At 61.2% G+C, this 16,286-nt stretch carries 17 protein-coding genes; 9 read left to right on the forward strand and 8 right to left on the reverse strand.

Annotated elements, in window-relative coordinates; translation table 11 throughout:
- Positions 1 to 311 precede the first annotated feature (311 nt).
- Both ACFSM5_RS12730 and ACFSM5_RS12735 read right to left on the reverse strand, forming a co-directional pair.
- Entirely contained in the window at positions 312 to 1,001 is a 690-nt protein-coding gene (locus ACFSM5_RS12730; protein WP_379876804.1) for a glutathione binding-like protein, read from the reverse strand.
- Between the two features lie 71 nt (positions 1,002 to 1,072).
- Entirely contained in the window at positions 1,073 to 1,543 is a 471-nt protein-coding gene (locus tag ACFSM5_RS12735; RefSeq protein WP_379876805.1) for a MarR family winged helix-turn-helix transcriptional regulator, read from the reverse strand.
- A 239-nt stretch (positions 1,544 to 1,782) separates the two neighbouring features.
- On the opposite strand from ACFSM5_RS12735, the gene ACFSM5_RS12740 reads away from it, so the two are divergent.
- The 4 genes from ACFSM5_RS12740 (at position 1,783) to ACFSM5_RS12755 (ending at position 5,287) form a co-directional block, all read left to right on the forward strand.
- Entirely contained in the window at positions 1,783 to 2,202 is a 420-nt protein-coding gene (locus tag ACFSM5_RS12740; RefSeq protein WP_379876806.1) for an organic hydroperoxide resistance protein, read from the forward strand.
- Between the two features lie 243 nt (positions 2,203 to 2,445).
- Positions 2,446 to 3,423, forward strand: coding sequence for a TRAP transporter substrate-binding protein (locus ACFSM5_RS12745; protein ID WP_379876807.1), 978 nt, complete (start codon positions 2,446 to 2,448; stop codon positions 3,421 to 3,423).
- An 83-nt stretch (positions 3,424 to 3,506) separates the two neighbouring features.
- A complete protein-coding gene (locus tag ACFSM5_RS12750; RefSeq protein ID WP_379876808.1) occupies positions 3,507 to 4,001 on the forward strand; it encodes a TRAP transporter small permease in 495 nt (164 codons plus the stop codon).
- Entirely contained in the window at positions 3,992 to 5,287 is a 1,296-nt protein-coding gene (locus ACFSM5_RS12755) for a TRAP transporter large permease (protein WP_379876809.1), read from the forward strand. Before ACFSM5_RS12750 ends, ACFSM5_RS12755 begins: the two co-directional genes overlap by 10 nt.
- A gap of 52 nt (positions 5,288 to 5,339) precedes the next feature.
- Here ACFSM5_RS12755 and ACFSM5_RS12760 read toward each other — a convergent pair whose 3' ends face one another.
- Positions 5,340 to 6,140 carry a DUF3658 domain-containing protein gene (locus tag ACFSM5_RS12760; RefSeq protein WP_379876810.1) on the reverse strand — a complete coding sequence of 267 codons (801 nt, stop codon included), beginning with the start codon at positions 6,138 to 6,140 and terminating at the stop codon, positions 5,340 to 5,342.
- Between the two features lie 258 nt (positions 6,141 to 6,398).
- Positions 6,399 to 8,123: an L-arabinonate dehydratase gene (gene araD / locus ACFSM5_RS12765; protein ID WP_379876811.1), complete on the reverse strand. Its 1,725-nt coding sequence runs from the start codon at positions 8,121 to 8,123 to the stop codon at positions 6,399 to 6,401.
- Between the two features lie 153 nt (positions 8,124 to 8,276).
- Here araD and ACFSM5_RS12770 point away from each other — a divergent pair, with 153 nt between their 5' ends.
- The 3 genes from ACFSM5_RS12770 to ACFSM5_RS12780 all read left to right on the forward strand — a co-directional run bounded on the left by ACFSM5_RS12770 (position 8,277) and on the right by ACFSM5_RS12780 (position 10,683).
- The gene (locus tag ACFSM5_RS12770) at positions 8,277 to 9,197 is read left to right on the forward strand and encodes a dihydrodipicolinate synthase family protein (RefSeq protein ID WP_379876812.1); all 921 of its coding nucleotides are present in this window, start codon (positions 8,277 to 8,279) and stop codon (positions 9,195 to 9,197) included.
- A 266-nt stretch (positions 9,198 to 9,463) separates the two neighbouring features.
- Entirely contained in the window at positions 9,464 to 9,883 is a 420-nt protein-coding gene (locus ACFSM5_RS12775) for a GNAT family N-acetyltransferase (protein WP_379876813.1), read from the forward strand.
- Positions 9,880 to 10,683 carry an endonuclease/exonuclease/phosphatase family protein gene (locus ACFSM5_RS12780; protein ID WP_379876814.1) on the forward strand — a complete coding sequence of 268 codons (804 nt, stop codon included), beginning with the start codon at positions 9,880 to 9,882 and terminating at the stop codon, positions 10,681 to 10,683. Before ACFSM5_RS12775 ends, ACFSM5_RS12780 begins: the two co-directional genes overlap by 4 nt.
- Before the next feature lie 3 nt (positions 10,684 to 10,686).
- On the opposite strand, the gene ACFSM5_RS12785 is transcribed toward ACFSM5_RS12780, so the two are convergent.
- A complete protein-coding gene (locus tag ACFSM5_RS12785; RefSeq protein WP_379876815.1) occupies positions 10,687 to 11,400 on the reverse strand; it encodes a FadR/GntR family transcriptional regulator in 714 nt (237 codons plus the stop codon).
- 79 nt (positions 11,401 to 11,479) lie between these two features.
- Entirely contained in the window at positions 11,480 to 12,202 is a 723-nt protein-coding gene (locus tag ACFSM5_RS12790) for a ribonuclease activity regulator RraA (protein ID WP_379876816.1), read from the reverse strand.
- Between the two features lie 298 nt (positions 12,203 to 12,500).
- Between ACFSM5_RS12790 and ACFSM5_RS12795 the strand changes: the two genes are divergently transcribed.
- A complete protein-coding gene (locus ACFSM5_RS12795; protein ID WP_379876817.1) occupies positions 12,501 to 13,136 on the forward strand; it encodes a LysE family translocator in 636 nt (211 codons plus the stop codon).
- A gap of 108 nt (positions 13,137 to 13,244) precedes the next feature.
- Entirely contained in the window at positions 13,245 to 14,033 is a 789-nt protein-coding gene (locus tag ACFSM5_RS12800; protein WP_379876818.1) for an NAD-dependent epimerase/dehydratase family protein, read from the forward strand.
- A gap of 306 nt (positions 14,034 to 14,339) precedes the next feature.
- On the opposite strand, the gene kdgD is transcribed toward ACFSM5_RS12800, so the two are convergent.
- Positions 14,340 to 15,251 (reverse strand): 5-dehydro-4-deoxyglucarate dehydratase, encoded by a 912-nt coding sequence (gene kdgD, locus ACFSM5_RS12805; RefSeq protein WP_379876819.1) that lies wholly within the window; start codon positions 15,249 to 15,251, stop codon positions 14,340 to 14,342.
- A 166-nt stretch (positions 15,252 to 15,417) separates the two neighbouring features.
- Positions 15,418 to 16,125, reverse strand: a complete 708-nt coding sequence (locus tag ACFSM5_RS12810; RefSeq protein ID WP_379876820.1) for a FadR/GntR family transcriptional regulator — start codon at positions 16,123 to 16,125, stop codon at positions 15,418 to 15,420.
- Between the last annotated feature and the right edge of the window lie 161 nt (positions 16,126 to 16,286).

Below are 16,286 nucleotides of genomic sequence, written 5' to 3' on the forward strand. Positions count from 1 at the left end.
CAAGAAAGCCCGGCCTCAACGCCGGGCTTTTTCTTAACTCTCCATCGTCATCCCCCGACTTGATCGGGGGATCTCAAATCCTTTTTGTTTTGTCGTCATCCCCCGACTTGATCGGGGGATCTCAAATCCTTTTTGTTTTGTCGTCATCCCCCGACTTGATCGGGGGATCTCCTCCGGGAGCCTGCCCAATAGAGTCTAGGGCCGTGTGGATACTCCCCCGGAGGAGATGCCCCGGATGAACCGGGGCATGACGGGAAAAGGGGGATCGCGGAAAACAAAAACGGCGACACTTTCGTGCCGCCGTTTTTCTCTTATCTGGCCGTCTGGCCGAAGAGAACCTTTTTTGCCTCTTCGCTCATCGGGGCCGGGTTGCTGAGCGGCTGGCCTTTTTCGTAGGCGCGGATCACGGCCGGGCGGGCCTTGATCGCCTCGAACCAGCGCTTCACGTTCGGGAAATCCTCGAGCTTCTGGCTCTGGCGTTCGTGGGAGACGATCCAGGGGTAGCTGGCGAAATCGGCAATCGAAATCTCCTCCCCCGCGATGAACGCGCGGCCTTCCAGGCGCTTGTTCAGCACGCCATAGAGACGGCCCGTTTCCTTGACATAACGGTCGATGGCATAGGGGATCTTTTCAGGCGCATAGACCGAGAAATGATGGTTTTGCCCGGCCATCGGACCCAGGCCGCCGATCTGCCAGAAAAGCCATTCCTTGACGACGGTCTGCGCGCGCAGGTCCTTGGGCAGGAACTTGCCGGTCTTTTCGGCCAGATATTCCAGGATCGCACCGCTTTCAAAGACCGAGATAGGCGCGCCGCCATCGTTGGGAGCCTGATCGATGATCGCCGGCATGCGGTTATTCGGGCTGAAGGCCAGGAACTCGGGCTTGAACTGATCGCCCTTGCCGATATTCACCGGATGGATCGTGTAGTCCAGCCCGGCCTCTTCAAGGAAAATCGAGATCTTGTGGCCGTTCGGGGTGGGCCAATAATACAGATCGATCATGGATAAGGCTCTTTTCGCTATCGGTGGGTGGCCCTTCTCACATGCGACAGCGGGCGAGAAATTGCAACCCTCTAGGTTACCGATCCCGCCTCACCCCCATTGCGTCGCAGATTGTCGCCCAGCACCGCGAGCTTCTGCTTCAGGTCGATCAGCGCGTCGAGGTCCATGGCGATGATGCAGCCCATGGCGGCGGGGATTGCCCCAGCCTTCTCCCGCAAGGCCTCGCCCGCCTCTGCCAAGGTAATGCGCACGACCCTCTCGTCCTCGGTATCGCGACGGCGGGTTATGAGTCCCGCAGATTCCATACGTTTCAGCAGCGGCGTCAACGTGCCACTATCCAGGTGGAGAGGTTCGCCGATCTCGGACACGGTGCGGTTGTCACGTTCCCATAACAGGAGCATGACCAGATATTGCGGGTACGTCAGTCCCAGCGGCGCCAGGACCGGCTTATACGCCCGCGTGAAGGCCATGCTGGTGGCATGCAGGGCGAAGCAGAGTTGGTTATCGAGTTTCAAAGGCACGTCACGTGCGGGGGTGTTCATCGGTTGGCCTCCTTCAGGCCAGGGCTCATCGCCGTTTTCATCGTTGATAATTAAATAGCGCACAATCTTGTTGACATCAAGTTTTGCGCAATTATATTGAGCACAACACAACGACGAACCACCGGCCTGAAGCTGCGAAGCAGCAGGCCAACCCAACCCGGCCTCAAGTAGCGCAAAGCGCGGTAGGCCAACGCAATCCGGCCCGATAGGCCATAAAACAGAGCAAGAGGATCATCACCATGGACATTCTTTACACCGCAGAAGTCACCTCCACCGGCGGCCGTGAAGGCGCAGCCAAGTCGAGCGACGGCATCCTGAACGTCGCCCTGCAGCCCCCGAAGGAACTGGGCGGCAAGGGTGGCGCGACCAACCCGGAACAGCTGTTCGCTGCCGGCTACTCGGCCTGCTACATCGGCGCCATCAAGTTCGTCGGTGGCCGCGACAAGATCGCCGTCCCGGCCGACACCTCGGTCAAGGCGGAAGTGAGCATCGGCAAGCGTGACGATGGCGAAGGCTTCGGCCTTAAGGTCAAGCTGACCGTCAGCCTGCCGGGCCTGAGCGCCGAAGACGCCAAGACCGTCACCGAGCGCGCCCACAAGGTCTGCCCCTACAGCTACTCGATCCGCGGCAACGTCGACGTTGAGACCGTGCTGGCCTAATACCAGCCTTAAGCTTCGCTCCAAAGCCAACGCCCCGGCAGGTTGTCCTTGCCGGGGCGTTTTCTTTTGCGAGCCTGTCGGACATGCTGACGAACACAAAAGCGTCTGTATCAGCAAAAGTGGCGCTTTGAACCGTCTTGACTTGTCTTCTCGCTTGCAACTACCTTCCACTTGTCAGACAACACAGAACCTGACATCGGATCAACCGGTGCACTCACAAACCCTATGTCCAGGGAGGACAGAATGAAGTCTCTCGTTAAGGGCCTGCTCGGCGCTGTTTTTGTCAGCGCTATTGCCGCGACCGGCGCACAGGCACGCGATTTCCGCTCATCCGACGTTCATCCGGCCGACTATCCGACCGTCCAGGCCGTGAACTACATGGGCAAGCTCATTTCCGAGCGCACCAACGGCAAATACAACATCAAAGTCTTCCCGCAGTCCGCCCTGGGTTCTGAAAAGGACACCGTCGAGCAGACCAAGCTCGGCGCGCTCGACATGGTGCGTGTGAACACCGCCGTCTTCACGGCGATTGCGCCCGCCACCCTGGTGCCGCAGCTGCCCTTCATCTTCAATTCGACCGACCATATGCGTAAGGTTCTGGATGGCGCCATCGGCGAAGAAATCCTTGCCTCGGTCGAAAGCCAGGGCTTCATCGGTCTGGCCTTCTACGACTCGGGCTCGCGCTCGATGTACACCCCGTCCAAGCCGATCAAGTCGGTTGCCGACATGAAGGGCATGAAGGTCCGCGTTCAGCAGTCCGACCTTTGGGTCGATCTCATGAAGGCACTGGGCGCCAACGCAACGCCGCTGCCCTACGCCGAAGTCTATACCGCGCTGAAGACCGGCGTTGTCGATGCTGCCGAAAACAACTGGCCGTCCTACGAAAGCTCGCGCCACTTCGAAGTCGCCAAGTCCTACAGCCTGACCGACCATTCGATGGCCCCGGAAATCCTGGTCTTCTCTAAGCGCATCTGGGACACGCTCTCGGACGAAGAGCGCAAGATCATCCGCGCCACCGCCAAGGAATCGGTCCCCTACATGCGCAAGCAGTGGGACGACCGTGAAGCCGCTTCGCGCAAGATCGTCGAAGCCGCTGGCTCGACCATCGTGACCGATGTGGACAAGAAGTCGTTCCAGGATGCGGTCAAGCCGGTCTACGACAAGTATGCCGCCGACCCCAAGCTGCAGTCGCTGATCCAGCGCGTTCGCGACACTAAGTAGCCATCACAAAGATCAACGCCGACAGCCCATCCGCTGTCGGCGTTTTTCGTCCTGGGTCCTGCTTTTTTCGGAATATTCACAGCATGGATTTGCTGACCCGTTTCAATGCCACCATCGCCCGCTATTGCATGTATGGCGTGGTCGCAGGTGTTTTCGTCCTGGTCGCCGTCGTCACGTGGCAAGTCTTCGGGCGATACGTCCTGAACGATACCCCCACCTGGGCCGAAGCGGTCGCCCTGGTTCTCGTGCTCTATGTCACCCTGATCGGCGCCTCGGTCGGGGTCCGTGATTCGGGTCATATCGGGATGGAGAGTTTCCTCGTCCTGCTGCCCGAGCGCGCCCGCCATGGGTTCGAGATCCTGATCCATATCCTGACCGGCACCTTTGGCGCCGTCATGGCCTGGTACGGCTATGACCTCGCCGCCGCAGTTGCACCCTACAAGATGCCGCTGCTGGGGATTTCCGAGGCTGTGAACCATGTGCCGCTCGTGATCGCCGGGATCCTCATCACCCTCTTCTCCATCGAGCATGTCATCGCGCTTGTGCGCGGCATCGAGGTTGAACCGTCGTGGCACTGATCATTCTTGCTGTCTGCTTTCTCGGCTTCCTGCTGATCGGGGTTCCCGTCGCGTTTGCCATCGGTCTGTCGGCCATCGCCACTATTCTGTATGAGGGCCTGCCGCTCGCCGTCGTGTTCCAGCGCATGAGCTCGGGCATGAACATCTTCTCGTTCCTGGCGATCCCCTTCTTCATCTTCGCCGGTGAACTGATGCTGTACGGCGGCATCGCCGACCGTATCGTCAACCTTGCCAAGAACATGGTCGGCCACATCCGCGGCGGCCTCGGCATGTCGAACGTCGTCGCCTGCACCCTGTTCGGCGGCGTGTCGGGTTCGCCCGTCGCCGACGTTTCGGCCATGGGCGCCGTCATGATCCCGATGATGAAGAAGGAAGGGTACGACGCGGACTATGCCGTCAACGTCACCACCCACGCCTCGCTCGTCGGCGCGCTGATGCCCACCAGCCATAATATGATCATCTATTCGCTGGCGGCGGGCGGTAAGGTTTCCATCGCCGCCCTGATCGTCGCGGGCTTGGTCCCGGCTGCGATCCTCACGCTCTGCATGCTGGTCGCCGCCTATTGGGTCGCGGTGAAGCGCGGTTATCCGGCGGGCAGCTTCCCCGGCTGGAACGCGGTTGCCGTCTCCGTCGTGGCGGCGATCCCCGGCCTGTTCGTCGCGGTCATCATCATCGCGGGTATTCTGTCCGGCGTCTTCACGGCAACCGAGTCAGCCGCCGTTGCCGTGGTCTATGCGCTGCTGGTGACGACGCTGCTCTATCGCTCGCTGACCTGGACCAACCTCGTCAAGGCCGCTGCCAAGGCTGCCAAGACCACCGGTGTGGTGCTGCTGCTGATCGGCGTGTCGGGCGTCTTCGGCTATCTCATCAGCCTCTATGACGTGGCGACCCTGGCGTCGGAGACGCTGAAATCGATCTCCACCCAGCCGTGGGTGATCTTCCTGCTGATCAACATCATCCTGTTTGTGCTGGGGACCTTCCTCGACATGGCAGCGACGATCCTGATCTGCACACCGCTGTTCCTGCCGATTGCCATGCAGTTCGGCATGGGGCCGGTGCAATTCGGCATGGTGATGCTGATCAACTGCGCCCTGGGCCTGAATACGCCCCCGGTCGGCACCACCCAGTTCGTCGGCTGCGCCATCGGCGGGGTCAGCGTCGGGACCGTCATGAGGACCATCTGGCCGTTTTATCTGGCCCTGGTCGCAGCCCTGATGTTCGTGACCTACGTCCCCGACTTCTCGCTGTTCCTGCCCAAGCTGATCCTGGGCACGACAGGGGGTTGATCGATCTATCTGACTCATGAGTCGCCTCGACTCATGAGTCAGACTAATGAGTCTAATGTACCAGCGCCGCAGCCTTCACTTCGCCTTCGTGCAGGTTGAGCAGATCGCCGCGCCCGTCGAGTTCACCCTCTTCGATCAGGCGATAGAGACGGGCCATCAGGAACAGATCGCCCGAGGTGCGGTGAAGATCGCCCTGCTGGGCAGCCTCGATGGCTTCGATCAGCACCCCGGCCATGGAACGCCATTCAATCCCGGCGCAGGACAGCAGCAGAGGGTCGAAGCCATCGATCGGCGCCGACAGGATACCCTCGTCGCCCAGCACCCGCAGCGGGGCATTATCGGCCTTCAGCTCGTTCCATTCCGCCAGATAGCGCGTGCGTTCTTCGGCGGTCAGCGGACGGGCCTGCTCCAGCAGTTTGCCGTCCAGGATCGATTCCGCCGTCAGCAGCGACGGGCTGATCACCAGCAGCGATACGCCCAGATCGTCGACCTCCACCTCGGTCAGATCGACGATGGCGCAGGGAGCATCGCCCTGGCCGCCCAGCCAGGCGAGAAACCCCATGTAGGACTGGACGTCCCGGCGCGAAAACCAGGCTACCGGCAGCACGTCGGGATCGCGGGATGCCTTGAAAGCTGCGTCGGTGTCGATGGCGGCATCGACCCAATCGCTGAAGCCCAGCTCTTCGGCCACCCAGTCGCCGCGCTCGACCGGATCAAGGGGATCCAGGGGACCGAAGCTGAAATCATCGCTGGCCGTCACCACCTTGTCGGCACGCCCTGCAGCGTTCAATGCCTCACGCAGGCTCAAGGCCGCCGAGGGATGGAAGGTCACATGCAGAAGAGGTTTCGTCACGGATCGGCTCTCTAGGGCTTAAGGAGATCGCCCTAGATAGCGCGATACGCCGCCGCCGCCAAATGAGAAAGGCGAGGTCTGCCCCCATCACAGATCTCGTCATCCCAGGGCTTGACCCTGGGATCTCCTTCCGTTGAGTGCTCTACGCGGCGTGGCCACACGAGATCCTATAGGGAGCCCCGGGCCTCAAGTAGCGAAGCGATAGGCCAACACCAAACGGCCTCAAGTAGGGCGAAGCCCGGTAGGCCAACACAAATATCAATGAATCTCCGGCTCGGGAATCTGCTCTTCGGTTTCATGCAGATAATCGAAGTCGCAGCCCTTGTCGGCCTGGGTCACATGCTGGGCATACATCCAGCCATAGCCGCGCGGATAGATGACTTTCGGCTGCACCCACTCGCCCTTACGGCGGTTCAGTTCGGCCTCGTCCACCAGCAGATTGAGCTTGCGGTTCGGCACATCCAGTTCGATCAGATCGCCATCCCGCACCAGGGCCAGCGGCCCGCCGAGGTGGCTTTCCGGTGCCACATGCAGGATACAGGTGCCATAGGAGGTGCCGGACATGCGGGCGTCTGAGATGCGGACCATGTCGCGCACGCCCTGCTGCAGCAGCTTCTTGGGCAGCGGCATCATCCCCCATTCGGGCATGCCGGGGCCACCCAGCGGCCCCGCCTGACGCAGCACCAGCACCGAGTCCTTGGTCACCGGCAGATCGGGATCGTCGAGGCGCTTGGCCATGTCGTTATAATCGTTGAAGACGATGGCAGGGCCAGTATGGGTCAACAGTTCGGGGCTGGCCGCCGAATGTTTGATGACCGCGCCGTTGGGAGCCAGCGTGCCTTTGAGCATCGCAAGGCCACCTTCGGGCGACATCGGTTCTTCCAGCGTCTTCACCACGTCGGGGATATGAACCTCGGCGCCCTTGATATTCTCGCCCAGCGTCTTGCCGTTGACGGTGACCTGATCGAGGTCCAGCAGCGGCGACAGCCGGTTCAGCACCGCCTTGAAGCCGCCCGCGTAATAGAGATCTTCCATCAGATAATCGCCCGAGGGGCGCAGGTTGAGGATCAGCGGCATTTCGCGCGACAGCTGGTCGATGCGCTCCAGATCGAGCGGTAGCCCCAGGCGCCCGGCGATGGCCAGGAAATGCACGACGGCATTGGTCGACCCGCCACAGGCCATCACCGCGCGCACGCCGTTCTCAAGCGCGGCCTGGGTCATGATGTCCCGTGGCTTCAGATCCTCCCACACCATCTCCACCGCGCGGCGGCCCGAGGCCGTGGCAAGACGTGAGTGGCTGGCGTCGGGCGCGGGAATGGTCGAGGCGCCGGGCAGCGTCATGCCAAAAGCCTCGGCCGACATGGCGAGCGTCGAGGCGGTGCCCATGGTCATGCAGGTGCCGAACGAGCGGGCGATGCCGTCTTCCATCTCGCCCCATTCGGATTCAGAGATGTTCCCGGCGCGCTTTTCCGCCCAATATTTCCAGACATCGGAGCCGGAACCCAGTTGCTGGCCCTTCCAATTACCGCGCAGCATCGGCCCGGCGGGCACGAAGATCGACGGCAGGTTGGCGGAAATCGCGCCCATCAGCAAAGCAGGCACCGTCTTATCGCAGCCGCCCAGCAGCACAAGCCCGTCGCAGGGGTTGGAGCGGGCCAGTTCCTCGGTCTCCATCGCCAGGAAATTGCGATAGAGCATGGTCGTCGGCTTCTGCATGGTTTCGCCCAGCGACATGGCGGGCAGTTCGACCGGGAAGCCCCCCGCCTGCCAGACGCCGCGCTTCACCTCTTCGGCCCGGGTACGCAGATGGATATGGCAGGGATTGAGTTCCGACCAGGTATTGATGATCCCGATCACTGGCTTACCTGCATAATCCTCCGGTGAGAGGCCCATCTGCTTGGCGCGCGACCGATGCCCGAACGAGCGGAGATCATCGACCCCGAACCAGCGGTTACTGCGCAGATCTTCCGGTTTACGGCGCATGAGATCCTCCCTCGGGCCATTTTTTGCTTGTTGTAATTGTCTTACAACATTCCCATTCGACTTGACAAGTCGACGCCAGGGGAGCCTATCATCCAGCCTGTGTGATACGCAAAAACCAATAAGCCAACCATTGGCCATACGGGGAAGAAACCGATGAAAACCGATAAGCCCACGCTCGCCGACATCACGCGCTCGGTCATGTCGGTGCCGCCGTTGGCAGCGACCGCAGATTTGTCAATCGACACTGCCCAGAACCACAAGATCATCCGGCATATCGAAGCGGGCGGCATCCGCACCCTGCTCTACGCCGGGAACGCCAATGTCTATAACCTCGACATCGCGCGCTATGAGGCGATGCTGGATGTGATCGAAAGCGGCGCGGGCGCCGACAGCTGGGTCATCCCCGGCATCGGTCCCGATTTCGGCAAGGCGCTGGATCAGGCCCGCCTGCTGGCAAAACGCAAATTCCCTGTCGCCCTGACCCTGCCGACCAACGCCGCCGTCAATCCGAGCGGCGTGGAAAAGGGCATGAAGCTGGTGGCCGACGCCATGGGCAAGCCGCTGATCCTCTATGTGAAAACCGAGAATTACATCACGCCCGCCGCCATCGGCCGTATGGTCGAGAGCGGTCATGTCTTCGGCATCAAATACGCCATCGAGCGCAAGGATCCGCAGCAGGACGCCTATCTCGCCGAACTGGTGAAGACCATCGACCCGAAGCGGATCGTCAGCGGCATGGGCGAACGTCCGGCTGTGGCCCATCTGCAGCGTTTCGGCGTCGGCGGCTTCACCTCCGGCCTCGTCTGCGTTACCCCGGCTGTTGTGCTCTCGATCCTCCAGGCTGCCCAGGCCGGGGATTTCGATAAGGCGAACCGGATCGCCGCCGCCTTCAAGCCGCTGGAGGATATCCGCGAGAAGATGGGCTTCATCCGCGTGCTGCACGCAGTGCTTCGCATGGCGGGCGTTGCCGACACCGGCCCGGTTATTCCAATCCTGGGCGAGCTCGACGCCGCTGAGGAAGCGCAGGTCGCGCCGCTGCTGGAAACTTTCCTCGGCACGGCCAAGGCGGCTTAATTTTATGTCGTCATGCCCCGGTTTATCCGGGGCATCCCCTCCCGCCCCCGTCATCCTCGGGCTTGACCCGAGGATCCATGGCGGTTGCCGAACTCCCATGCTACGCGGTCTGCTGAAAGATGGATCCTCGGGTCAAGCCCGAGGATGACGATCTGCGGTATGGTGGCATCTCGTGTTGCCACACCGCGTCGAGAATGCTTGATGGAGATCCCGGATCAAGTCCGGGATGACGTAACCTATTTAAGGTTTCTCCAGGAAAGCTTCCCATGACAGCCTCGGTCGCCCTCGAAACCGCCCCGCAGAAAGCGGACTACGACGTCATTCTGAATGGCCTGCGGGCTTTCAACCGCTCGCTCGTCGGCCCCTATACGGTCGAGCCCATCGCGGCCCTGATCAAGAATGAGGCCGGGGACACCATCGGCGGCGCCCATGGCTATACGCTGCTGGGCTGGCTGTTCGTCGAGATCTTCTTTGTCCCCGAAGAGCTGCGCGGCCAGGGCATGGGCCGCAAGGTCCTGACCGAGATTGAGGAAGGTGCCAGGGCGCGCGGTTGCCATTCGGCCTGGCTCGATACCTACAATCCCGATGCCAAGCAGCTTTACGAGAAGCTGGGCTACCGCGAGTTCGGCGCCCTCGATCCGTTCTATGACGGGCGCGGACGCTTCTGGATGCAGAAGAAACTATGAAGATCCTCTGCCTGAATACCTGGGGCAGCAAACTGCATGGGGCTTTGATCCCCTATCTGACCGCCACCCGACCGGATGTTCTCTGCCTGCAGGAGATAACCCATACGCCCGGTGCGCCGCAGGATTGGCTCAGCTATCGCGATGGCGGTGCCGATCTGCCGCAACGGGCGAACTCCTTCACCGACATCAGCGAAGCCCTGCCCGACCATGTCGGGATCTTCTGCCCCGCCGCGCAGGGGGATCTGTGGGACGGTGATCAGCGCTACGCGTCACAATGGGGGCTCGCGACCTTCGTCCATAAGGATCTGCCGATCATCGCCCAGGCGCAGGGGTTCGTGCATGGCAGTTTCTCGCCGGATGGTTATGGCGAGCATCCGCGCTCCCGCCCCGGCCACGCTATCCGCATCTATGATTTCGCACGCGGCTATCCGGTCACCATCGCCCATATGCATGGGCTGCGCGACCCCACCGGTAAGCAGGATACGCCGGAGCGGCTAACTCAGGCCGAACGGCTGAAAGCCCTGGTGCGGTCGGTTGCAGCGCCGGAGGACCGGCTGGTGGTTTGTGGGGATTTCAACGTCACGCCGGACAGCGAGACTTTCCGAATTCTGGGCGACATCGGACTAAGCGATCTCGTCACAGCGCGGGGGCATACGGACACGCGGACGTCCCACTATGACAAGCCGGGCCGCTTTGCAGACTATATGCTGGTGAACGGAATTCTGCGCGAGGCGACGTTCGACGTGGTGGCGGAACCGGAAGTCTCCGACCACCGGCCGCTGGTTCTCACCCTGACCTGAGTCCTAGGGCTCCAGGCTATCCGTCAGAACGCGGGCTCTGGCGTTTTCGATGTGATTGCGCATAGCCTCGCGTGCCCGCTCACCATCTTCGGCCCGGATGGCGTCGACGATCACCAGATGTTCGGACTGCACCCGATAGAGCCGAGCCTTCGAGCGTTTGAGCGACAGGGACCGGGCCAGCCGCATGCCTTCGGACAATTGCGCGAAGACAGCGGTGAGCGAGCTTTCGAACATACGGTTCCGGGCGGCGGCAGCAATCGCCATATGCAGGCGCATATCGGCCGAGGCACCGACCTCGCCGCTTTCGATCACCTTATCGAGCTCAGCCATCGCCTGATCGATCTTGCGCATATCTTCAGGCGTCCGGCGCACGGCAGCAAGCGCCGCTGATTCGCCCTCCAGAGCGATGCGATATTCAAAACACCGCATCAGATCGGCGATACCGCCTGCGGGGGCGATATTGATCAGATCGCTCGACGGGCGGCGCTGGACATAGGAGCCGGAGCCCTGGCGCGAGACAATCAAACCGTCCGACTGCAGGCGCGACAGCGCCTCGCGCACCACCGGACGCGAGACGGCAAATTCCTCGCACAGCTTGATCTCGGAGGGCAGCCGCTGCCCTTCGGGATATTCGCCGCTGACGATCTTGGCGAGAATCCGCTCATAGAGCTGATCGCCTAAGCGCTGGGATCTGACGCCTCGTTCCAATGGCAGCATTGCCGATGCCCGCTCGTTCCTTGCATAAACCCGTGACTGGACTGACACCAGCTTGGGCGCTGGTGTCAAGAGCAGACGGTTAAAGGCCTTTAGCAGCCCGCCATTCTTTATAGCGGTCCAGGGTTGCAGGATTGGTCGCCGGATAGAGACCGACGATAGTATCGCCCGCCGACACCCGCTCCATCACGAAGCGCTCGAAGATCTCCTGTTCGGCGGCTTCGTTGGCGATGTCTTCCAGGATATGGGCCGGAATGACGACCACGCCATCCTCGTCCCCCAGCATGATATCGCCCGGAAAAACCGGCACGCCACCGCAGGCAATCGGCAAGCCGATATCGACGCAGTGATGTTTATTAAGGTTGGTCGGCGCCGACGGACCGGCGCAATAGACCGGAAAACCTTCCATCTGGCTGATTTCGCCGCTGTCCCGGATGCCACCGTCGCTGACCACACCGGCCGCGCCGCGCATCTTCAGGCGGGTGATCAGGATACCGCCCGCCGAGGCCGCCGTGGTATCGCCGCGGCAATCCATGACCAGGACATGGCCTTCGGGAATGCTTTCGACCGCCTTGCGCTGGGGGTGTTCGGGATTACGGAAGGCTTCGAGCTTATCGAGATCCTCACGCGCCGGAATATGCCGCAGCGTATAGGCCGGACCGAGGATGCGCTGGGCCTTGCCGGTCAGCGGGCGTACGCCCTGGATGAAGAGATTGCGGAAGCCGCGCTTGAACAGCAGCGTCGTCAGGGTCGCCGTGCTGACCGTTGCCAGCTTCTTGCGGATTTCTGGTGTCAAGGCACTCAAGCGACGTCTCCCCCAATCGAGTTTATAGCGATGGCGCTCCTGGCCACCTTGGGTACCAGACTAACCCATGGGGTATTTTTGTCAAACAACTTACCTGACCAACTTTTGGCGTTTGCCGATCTAATTTTTTCTAACATATTGAAAAATATAAATATTCAAAAACTCGATCAAAACAACGTCCTTACATCATGTCAGACAGCATGCCTGCATTCTCCTCAAGGCAGCCGCGCGCGCACCCCACTTCCTGCCGCACGCTTATCCGCCAGCATGGCCCCTCGACCCTTCAGGAGAGACCGACATGACACCCTGGGATCTGGCGCTGCCCGCCGTTCTGACCGCTTTGACGCTTTGGATGGCGGCCGTGATTTCGCCGGGGCCAAGCTTCATGCTCGTCTCGCAGCTGGCGGCCAGCCGTTCGCGTCCCGCCGCCTTTGCCGCCTGCCTGGGCATCAGCACGGGATCGGCGATCTATGCGAGCCTGACGCTCTTTGGCCTCAGCTTCCTCATCACCGGGTCGGCCCTGGTGGTGGAGGGGGTGCGGATCGCCGGGGGCTGTTATCTGATCTGGCTCGGCATCCAATCCTGGCGGCGGGCCGGAAACAAGGCGGCAGCCCGGAAGATGGCGGAAACCACGATCTTCGCGGGCTACCGTTTGGGACTGGCCACCGCCCTGACAAATCCCAAGGCTATCGCCTTCTTCCTGGGCCTGTTCGGCGCGATCTTCACGCCCGAAATGGGAACAGCTCCCAAGGTCGCCACCCTGATTGCGGGCTTCACCATCAACATCACCTGGTACGCCCTGGTCTGCACCCTGTTTTCGACCGAGGCTGTGCGCCGCCGCTATCAGGGGATGAAGGGCTGGCTTGACCGGATTTTCGGTAGCATCTTCATCCTGTTCGGCCTGCGGCTCACGTTCGGCGGGCGGCTTTCCTGACAAGTTATTCTGCGCATTAAATCAGCGGGATAACCCCAAAATCGCTAGGCGTCGGGCAGCAAAATCAGTATAACTTGCCTGACAAATTGCCTTTTGGGAGGAAACAAGATGAGCGCGAACAAGCCGGTGCTGCTGACGGGTGCTGCGGGTAACCTTGGACGCTGGCTGCGCCCCCGTCTGATCGAGAAATATGGCAGCCTGCTGTCGACCGACATCGTGGACGGTGGCCCCGTCAATCCGGGCGAGGAATATGTCCTTGCCGATCTGGCCGACGGCACCGCGATTGACCGCCTCGTCGCCCGCTCCAGCAAGATCATCCATCTGGGCGCTGTCTCGATCGAGAAGTCCTTCATGACGATCCTGAGCGCCAACTACATGGGCACGTTTCATGTGTTCGAGGCAGCAAAGCAGCATGGCGTGAAACGCATCGTCTTCGCCTCTTCCAATCATGTGATCGGTTTCCACGAGACGACGACCGAGCTCGATGCAGAATCGGTGATGCGCCCCGACGGCTTCTATGGCGTCAGCAAGGCGTTCGGGGAGAATCTCGCCTCGCTCTATCACGACAAGCACGGGCTTGAGATCGCCTGCCTGCGCATCGGCTCCGCCCTGCCGGAACCGCTTGATATCCGCCATCTGTCCACCTGGCTCAGCCTGCCGGATCTGCTGCAACTGATCGACGATTGCCTGACCGCGCCGAACCTGGGTTTCGAGATTGTCTATGGCGCCTCGAACAATGACCGCGGCTGGTGGGATAATTCCAAGACCAAGGCCGTGAAGTTCCAGCCCAAGGATAACTCCGAAATCTTCGCCGAAAAGCTGATGCCGGGCGGCAAGGATCCGCGCGACCAGAGCGATCCGGCAGTGAAGTTCCAGGGCGGCCCGTTCTGCAAGTAGCCCGCGTTCCCGATTAAGGGATCCCGTCAGGCGCGGCCGGGTCAGACCGCGCCTTCTCTCTTCCGTTAAGCATGCCCCCGCTTGGAAAGAGGCCGCCGGTTCGCAAGGATCGGCGGCGACGGGCGTTTTTTGAAACTACCCGTCCCCGCAATTTCGTGTCATCCCGGATCAAGTCCGGGATGACAACTTCTATATCAAAAAAAGAGGCCCCGTTCGGGCGAACGGGGCCTTTTCAAGTCCGGCGCACCGAGGGGAGCGCGCCGGGGAAAAATTTATAGTCAAGCCCCCGCCGGGCGGGCGCCCCGCTTATTGCGGGCCGAGCTTGTCCAGCAGCGCCTTCAGCATCTTGTCTTCCTCGGGCGTGCAGTCGACCAGCGGCGGACGTACCGGACCGGCGGAACGGCCCACGAGGCGCGCGCCAGCCTTCACGATGGAGACGGCATAACCCTGACGACGGTTGCGGATCGCCACATAGGGCAGGAAGAACTCGTCGAGCAGCTTGGTGGTGGTGGCGCTGTCCCCGCTGCGCAGGGCATTGAAGAACTGCATCGCTGTCTTGGGAATGAAGTTGAACACCGCCGAGGAATAAACCGGCACGCCCATGGCCTTATAGGCTTCGGCATAGAGTTCCGCCGTCGGCAGGCCGCCGAGATAGGAGAAACGGTCGCCCAGACGACGGCGCACATTCACCATCGATTCGATTTCGCCCACGCCGTCCTTGAAGCCGATCAGGTTCGGGCATTCGTCGGCAAGACGCAGCAGGTGATCGACGCTCAGGCGGCAGACATTGCGGTTATAGACGATGACGCCGATGCCGACCGACTTGCAGATGGCGGCCACATGGCGGGCAACGCCTTCCTGATCGGTTTCGGTCAGATAGTGCGGCAGGATCAGGATACCGGCAGCACCGGCCTTTTCCGCGGCCTTGGCCATCGAGATCGCGATACGGGTCGAATAACCGACACCGGCGATGATCGGCACGCTGTCCTTGCAGGTTTCGACCGCCAATTTGATGATGTCTGCATGTTCGGCTTCGGTCAGGGAGAACAGCTCGCCCGTGCCGCCCGCTGCGAACAGAGCCGAGGCGCCATAGGGGGCCAGCCATTCCAGACGCTTCTGATAACCTTTGGGATCAAAATCACCGTCAGCGGTGAAATCAGTCAGCGGGAATGACAAGAGGCCGTCGCTGATAATCGCCTTAAGTTCTGCCGGTGTCATGGGTCCCCCCTGGTTTCTTCCACTATGGGTTTTTGAACAATCTGTCTAACAGGTTGTCCGTTTTCTTATCATGGCGTCTGTCATCATACAAGTGCGATCGGCTTAATTTTTGGCCAGGACCGCCCTCCTGCACAAGAGGGATACGGCCTTAAAAAAAATCGAAGACCTATTCCTCGGTCGGAGTCAGGCGTTCCCGGCTGCCGGTGAGATGCACGCGCATGGCGGCGCGGGCAGCCTCGGGATCGCGGCGACGGATCGCCATATAGACATCATGGTGTTCGCGGTTGACGCGCTGGAGGTATTCCTCCCGCGACCCTTCATGCAAACGGAAGGTCTGGATGCGGGTGCGGGGAATGAGCATCGCACCCAGGTAATTGAAAAGGTTCAGGAAATTGACGTTAAAGGTCGCTTCGGCAATCGCGCGGTGGAAGTCGAGATCCGGTTCGACCGCATCGGTCCCGGCACTGATCGCCGCCTCCATGCGCTCCAGGGCCTTCACCATGCGCTCCAGATGGCGATCATCGCGGCGCAAGGCCGCCAGGGAGGCCGCCTCGGCCTCCAGGCCGATGCGCAACTCCAGCACGGCACGCACTTCGTTCACCAGATCCAGGCTGGCTTCTTCGACCCGGAAAGGCTGGCTTCCGGCCGATTGCGTGACAAAGGCCCCGATCCCCTGCTGGGTGGTGATCATGCCGCCCGCCTTCAGGGTCGCGATCGCCTCGCGCACCACCGTACGGCTGACGCCGAACTCGTTGATCAGCTCCTGCTCGCTCGGCAGCTTCTCGCCCAGCTTATAGCTGCCACCGCCCACCCGGTCCGCCAGCACCTTGACGAGCTGACTTGCCAAGGTTTCCCGCCGTTTCAGCTCTGCCATCGCCTGCCCTCTCCAACCCTGATCGGGTTATCATCCAAGTTCCGGGCGCACTCTAACGCACACCCCACCTGTACGACAAGGCATCAAGCTTGCTGCGGACTGGCCATATTCGAAAAGATATCCCTTGCGGCTATAACGGAAACGCCACTCAAAAAGCTGAT

The sequence above is a fragment of the Lacibacterium aquatile genome (genome assembly GCF_042683105.1).
Taxonomy (GTDB): Bacteria; Pseudomonadota; Alphaproteobacteria; order Elsterales; family Elsteraceae; genus Lacibacterium; species Lacibacterium aquatile.

Bases quoted from the DNA above. Each gene is read 5' to 3' on its own strand.
- ACFSM5_RS12730 (WP_379876804.1), bottom strand. From the start codon at position 1,001: ATGATCGATCTGTATTATTGGCCCACCCCGAACGGCCACAAGATCTCG.
- ACFSM5_RS12735 (WP_379876805.1), bottom strand. From the start codon at position 1,543: ATGAACACCCCCGCACGTGACGTGCCTTTGAAACTCGATAACCAACTC.
- ACFSM5_RS12740 (WP_379876806.1), top strand. From the start codon at position 1,783: ATGGACATTCTTTACACCGCAGAAGTCACCTCCACCGGCGGCCGTGAA.
- ACFSM5_RS12745 (WP_379876807.1), top strand. From the start codon at position 2,446: ATGAAGTCTCTCGTTAAGGGCCTGCTCGGCGCTGTTTTTGTCAGCGCT.
- ACFSM5_RS12750 (WP_379876808.1), top strand. From the start codon at position 3,507: ATGGATTTGCTGACCCGTTTCAATGCCACCATCGCCCGCTATTGCATG.
- araD (WP_379876811.1), bottom strand. From the start codon at position 8,123: ATGCGCCGTAAACCGGAAGATCTGCGCAGTAACCGCTGGTTCGGGGTC.
- ACFSM5_RS12770 (WP_379876812.1), top strand. From the start codon at position 8,277: ATGAAAACCGATAAGCCCACGCTCGCCGACATCACGCGCTCGGTCATG.
- ACFSM5_RS12775 (WP_379876813.1), top strand. From the start codon at position 9,464: ATGACAGCCTCGGTCGCCCTCGAAACCGCCCCGCAGAAAGCGGACTAC.
- ACFSM5_RS12780 (WP_379876814.1), top strand. From the start codon at position 9,880: ATGAAGATCCTCTGCCTGAATACCTGGGGCAGCAAACTGCATGGGGCT.
- ACFSM5_RS12785 (WP_379876815.1), bottom strand. From the start codon at position 11,400: ATGCTGCCATTGGAACGAGGCGTCAGATCCCAGCGCTTAGGCGATCAG.
- ACFSM5_RS12795 (WP_379876817.1), top strand. From the start codon at position 12,501: ATGACACCCTGGGATCTGGCGCTGCCCGCCGTTCTGACCGCTTTGACG.
- ACFSM5_RS12800 (WP_379876818.1), top strand. From the start codon at position 13,245: ATGAGCGCGAACAAGCCGGTGCTGCTGACGGGTGCTGCGGGTAACCTT.
- kdgD (WP_379876819.1), bottom strand. From the start codon at position 15,251: ATGACACCGGCAGAACTTAAGGCGATTATCAGCGACGGCCTCTTGTCA.
- ACFSM5_RS12810 (WP_379876820.1), bottom strand. From the start codon at position 16,125: ATGGCAGAGCTGAAACGGCGGGAAACCTTGGCAAGTCAGCTCGTCAAG.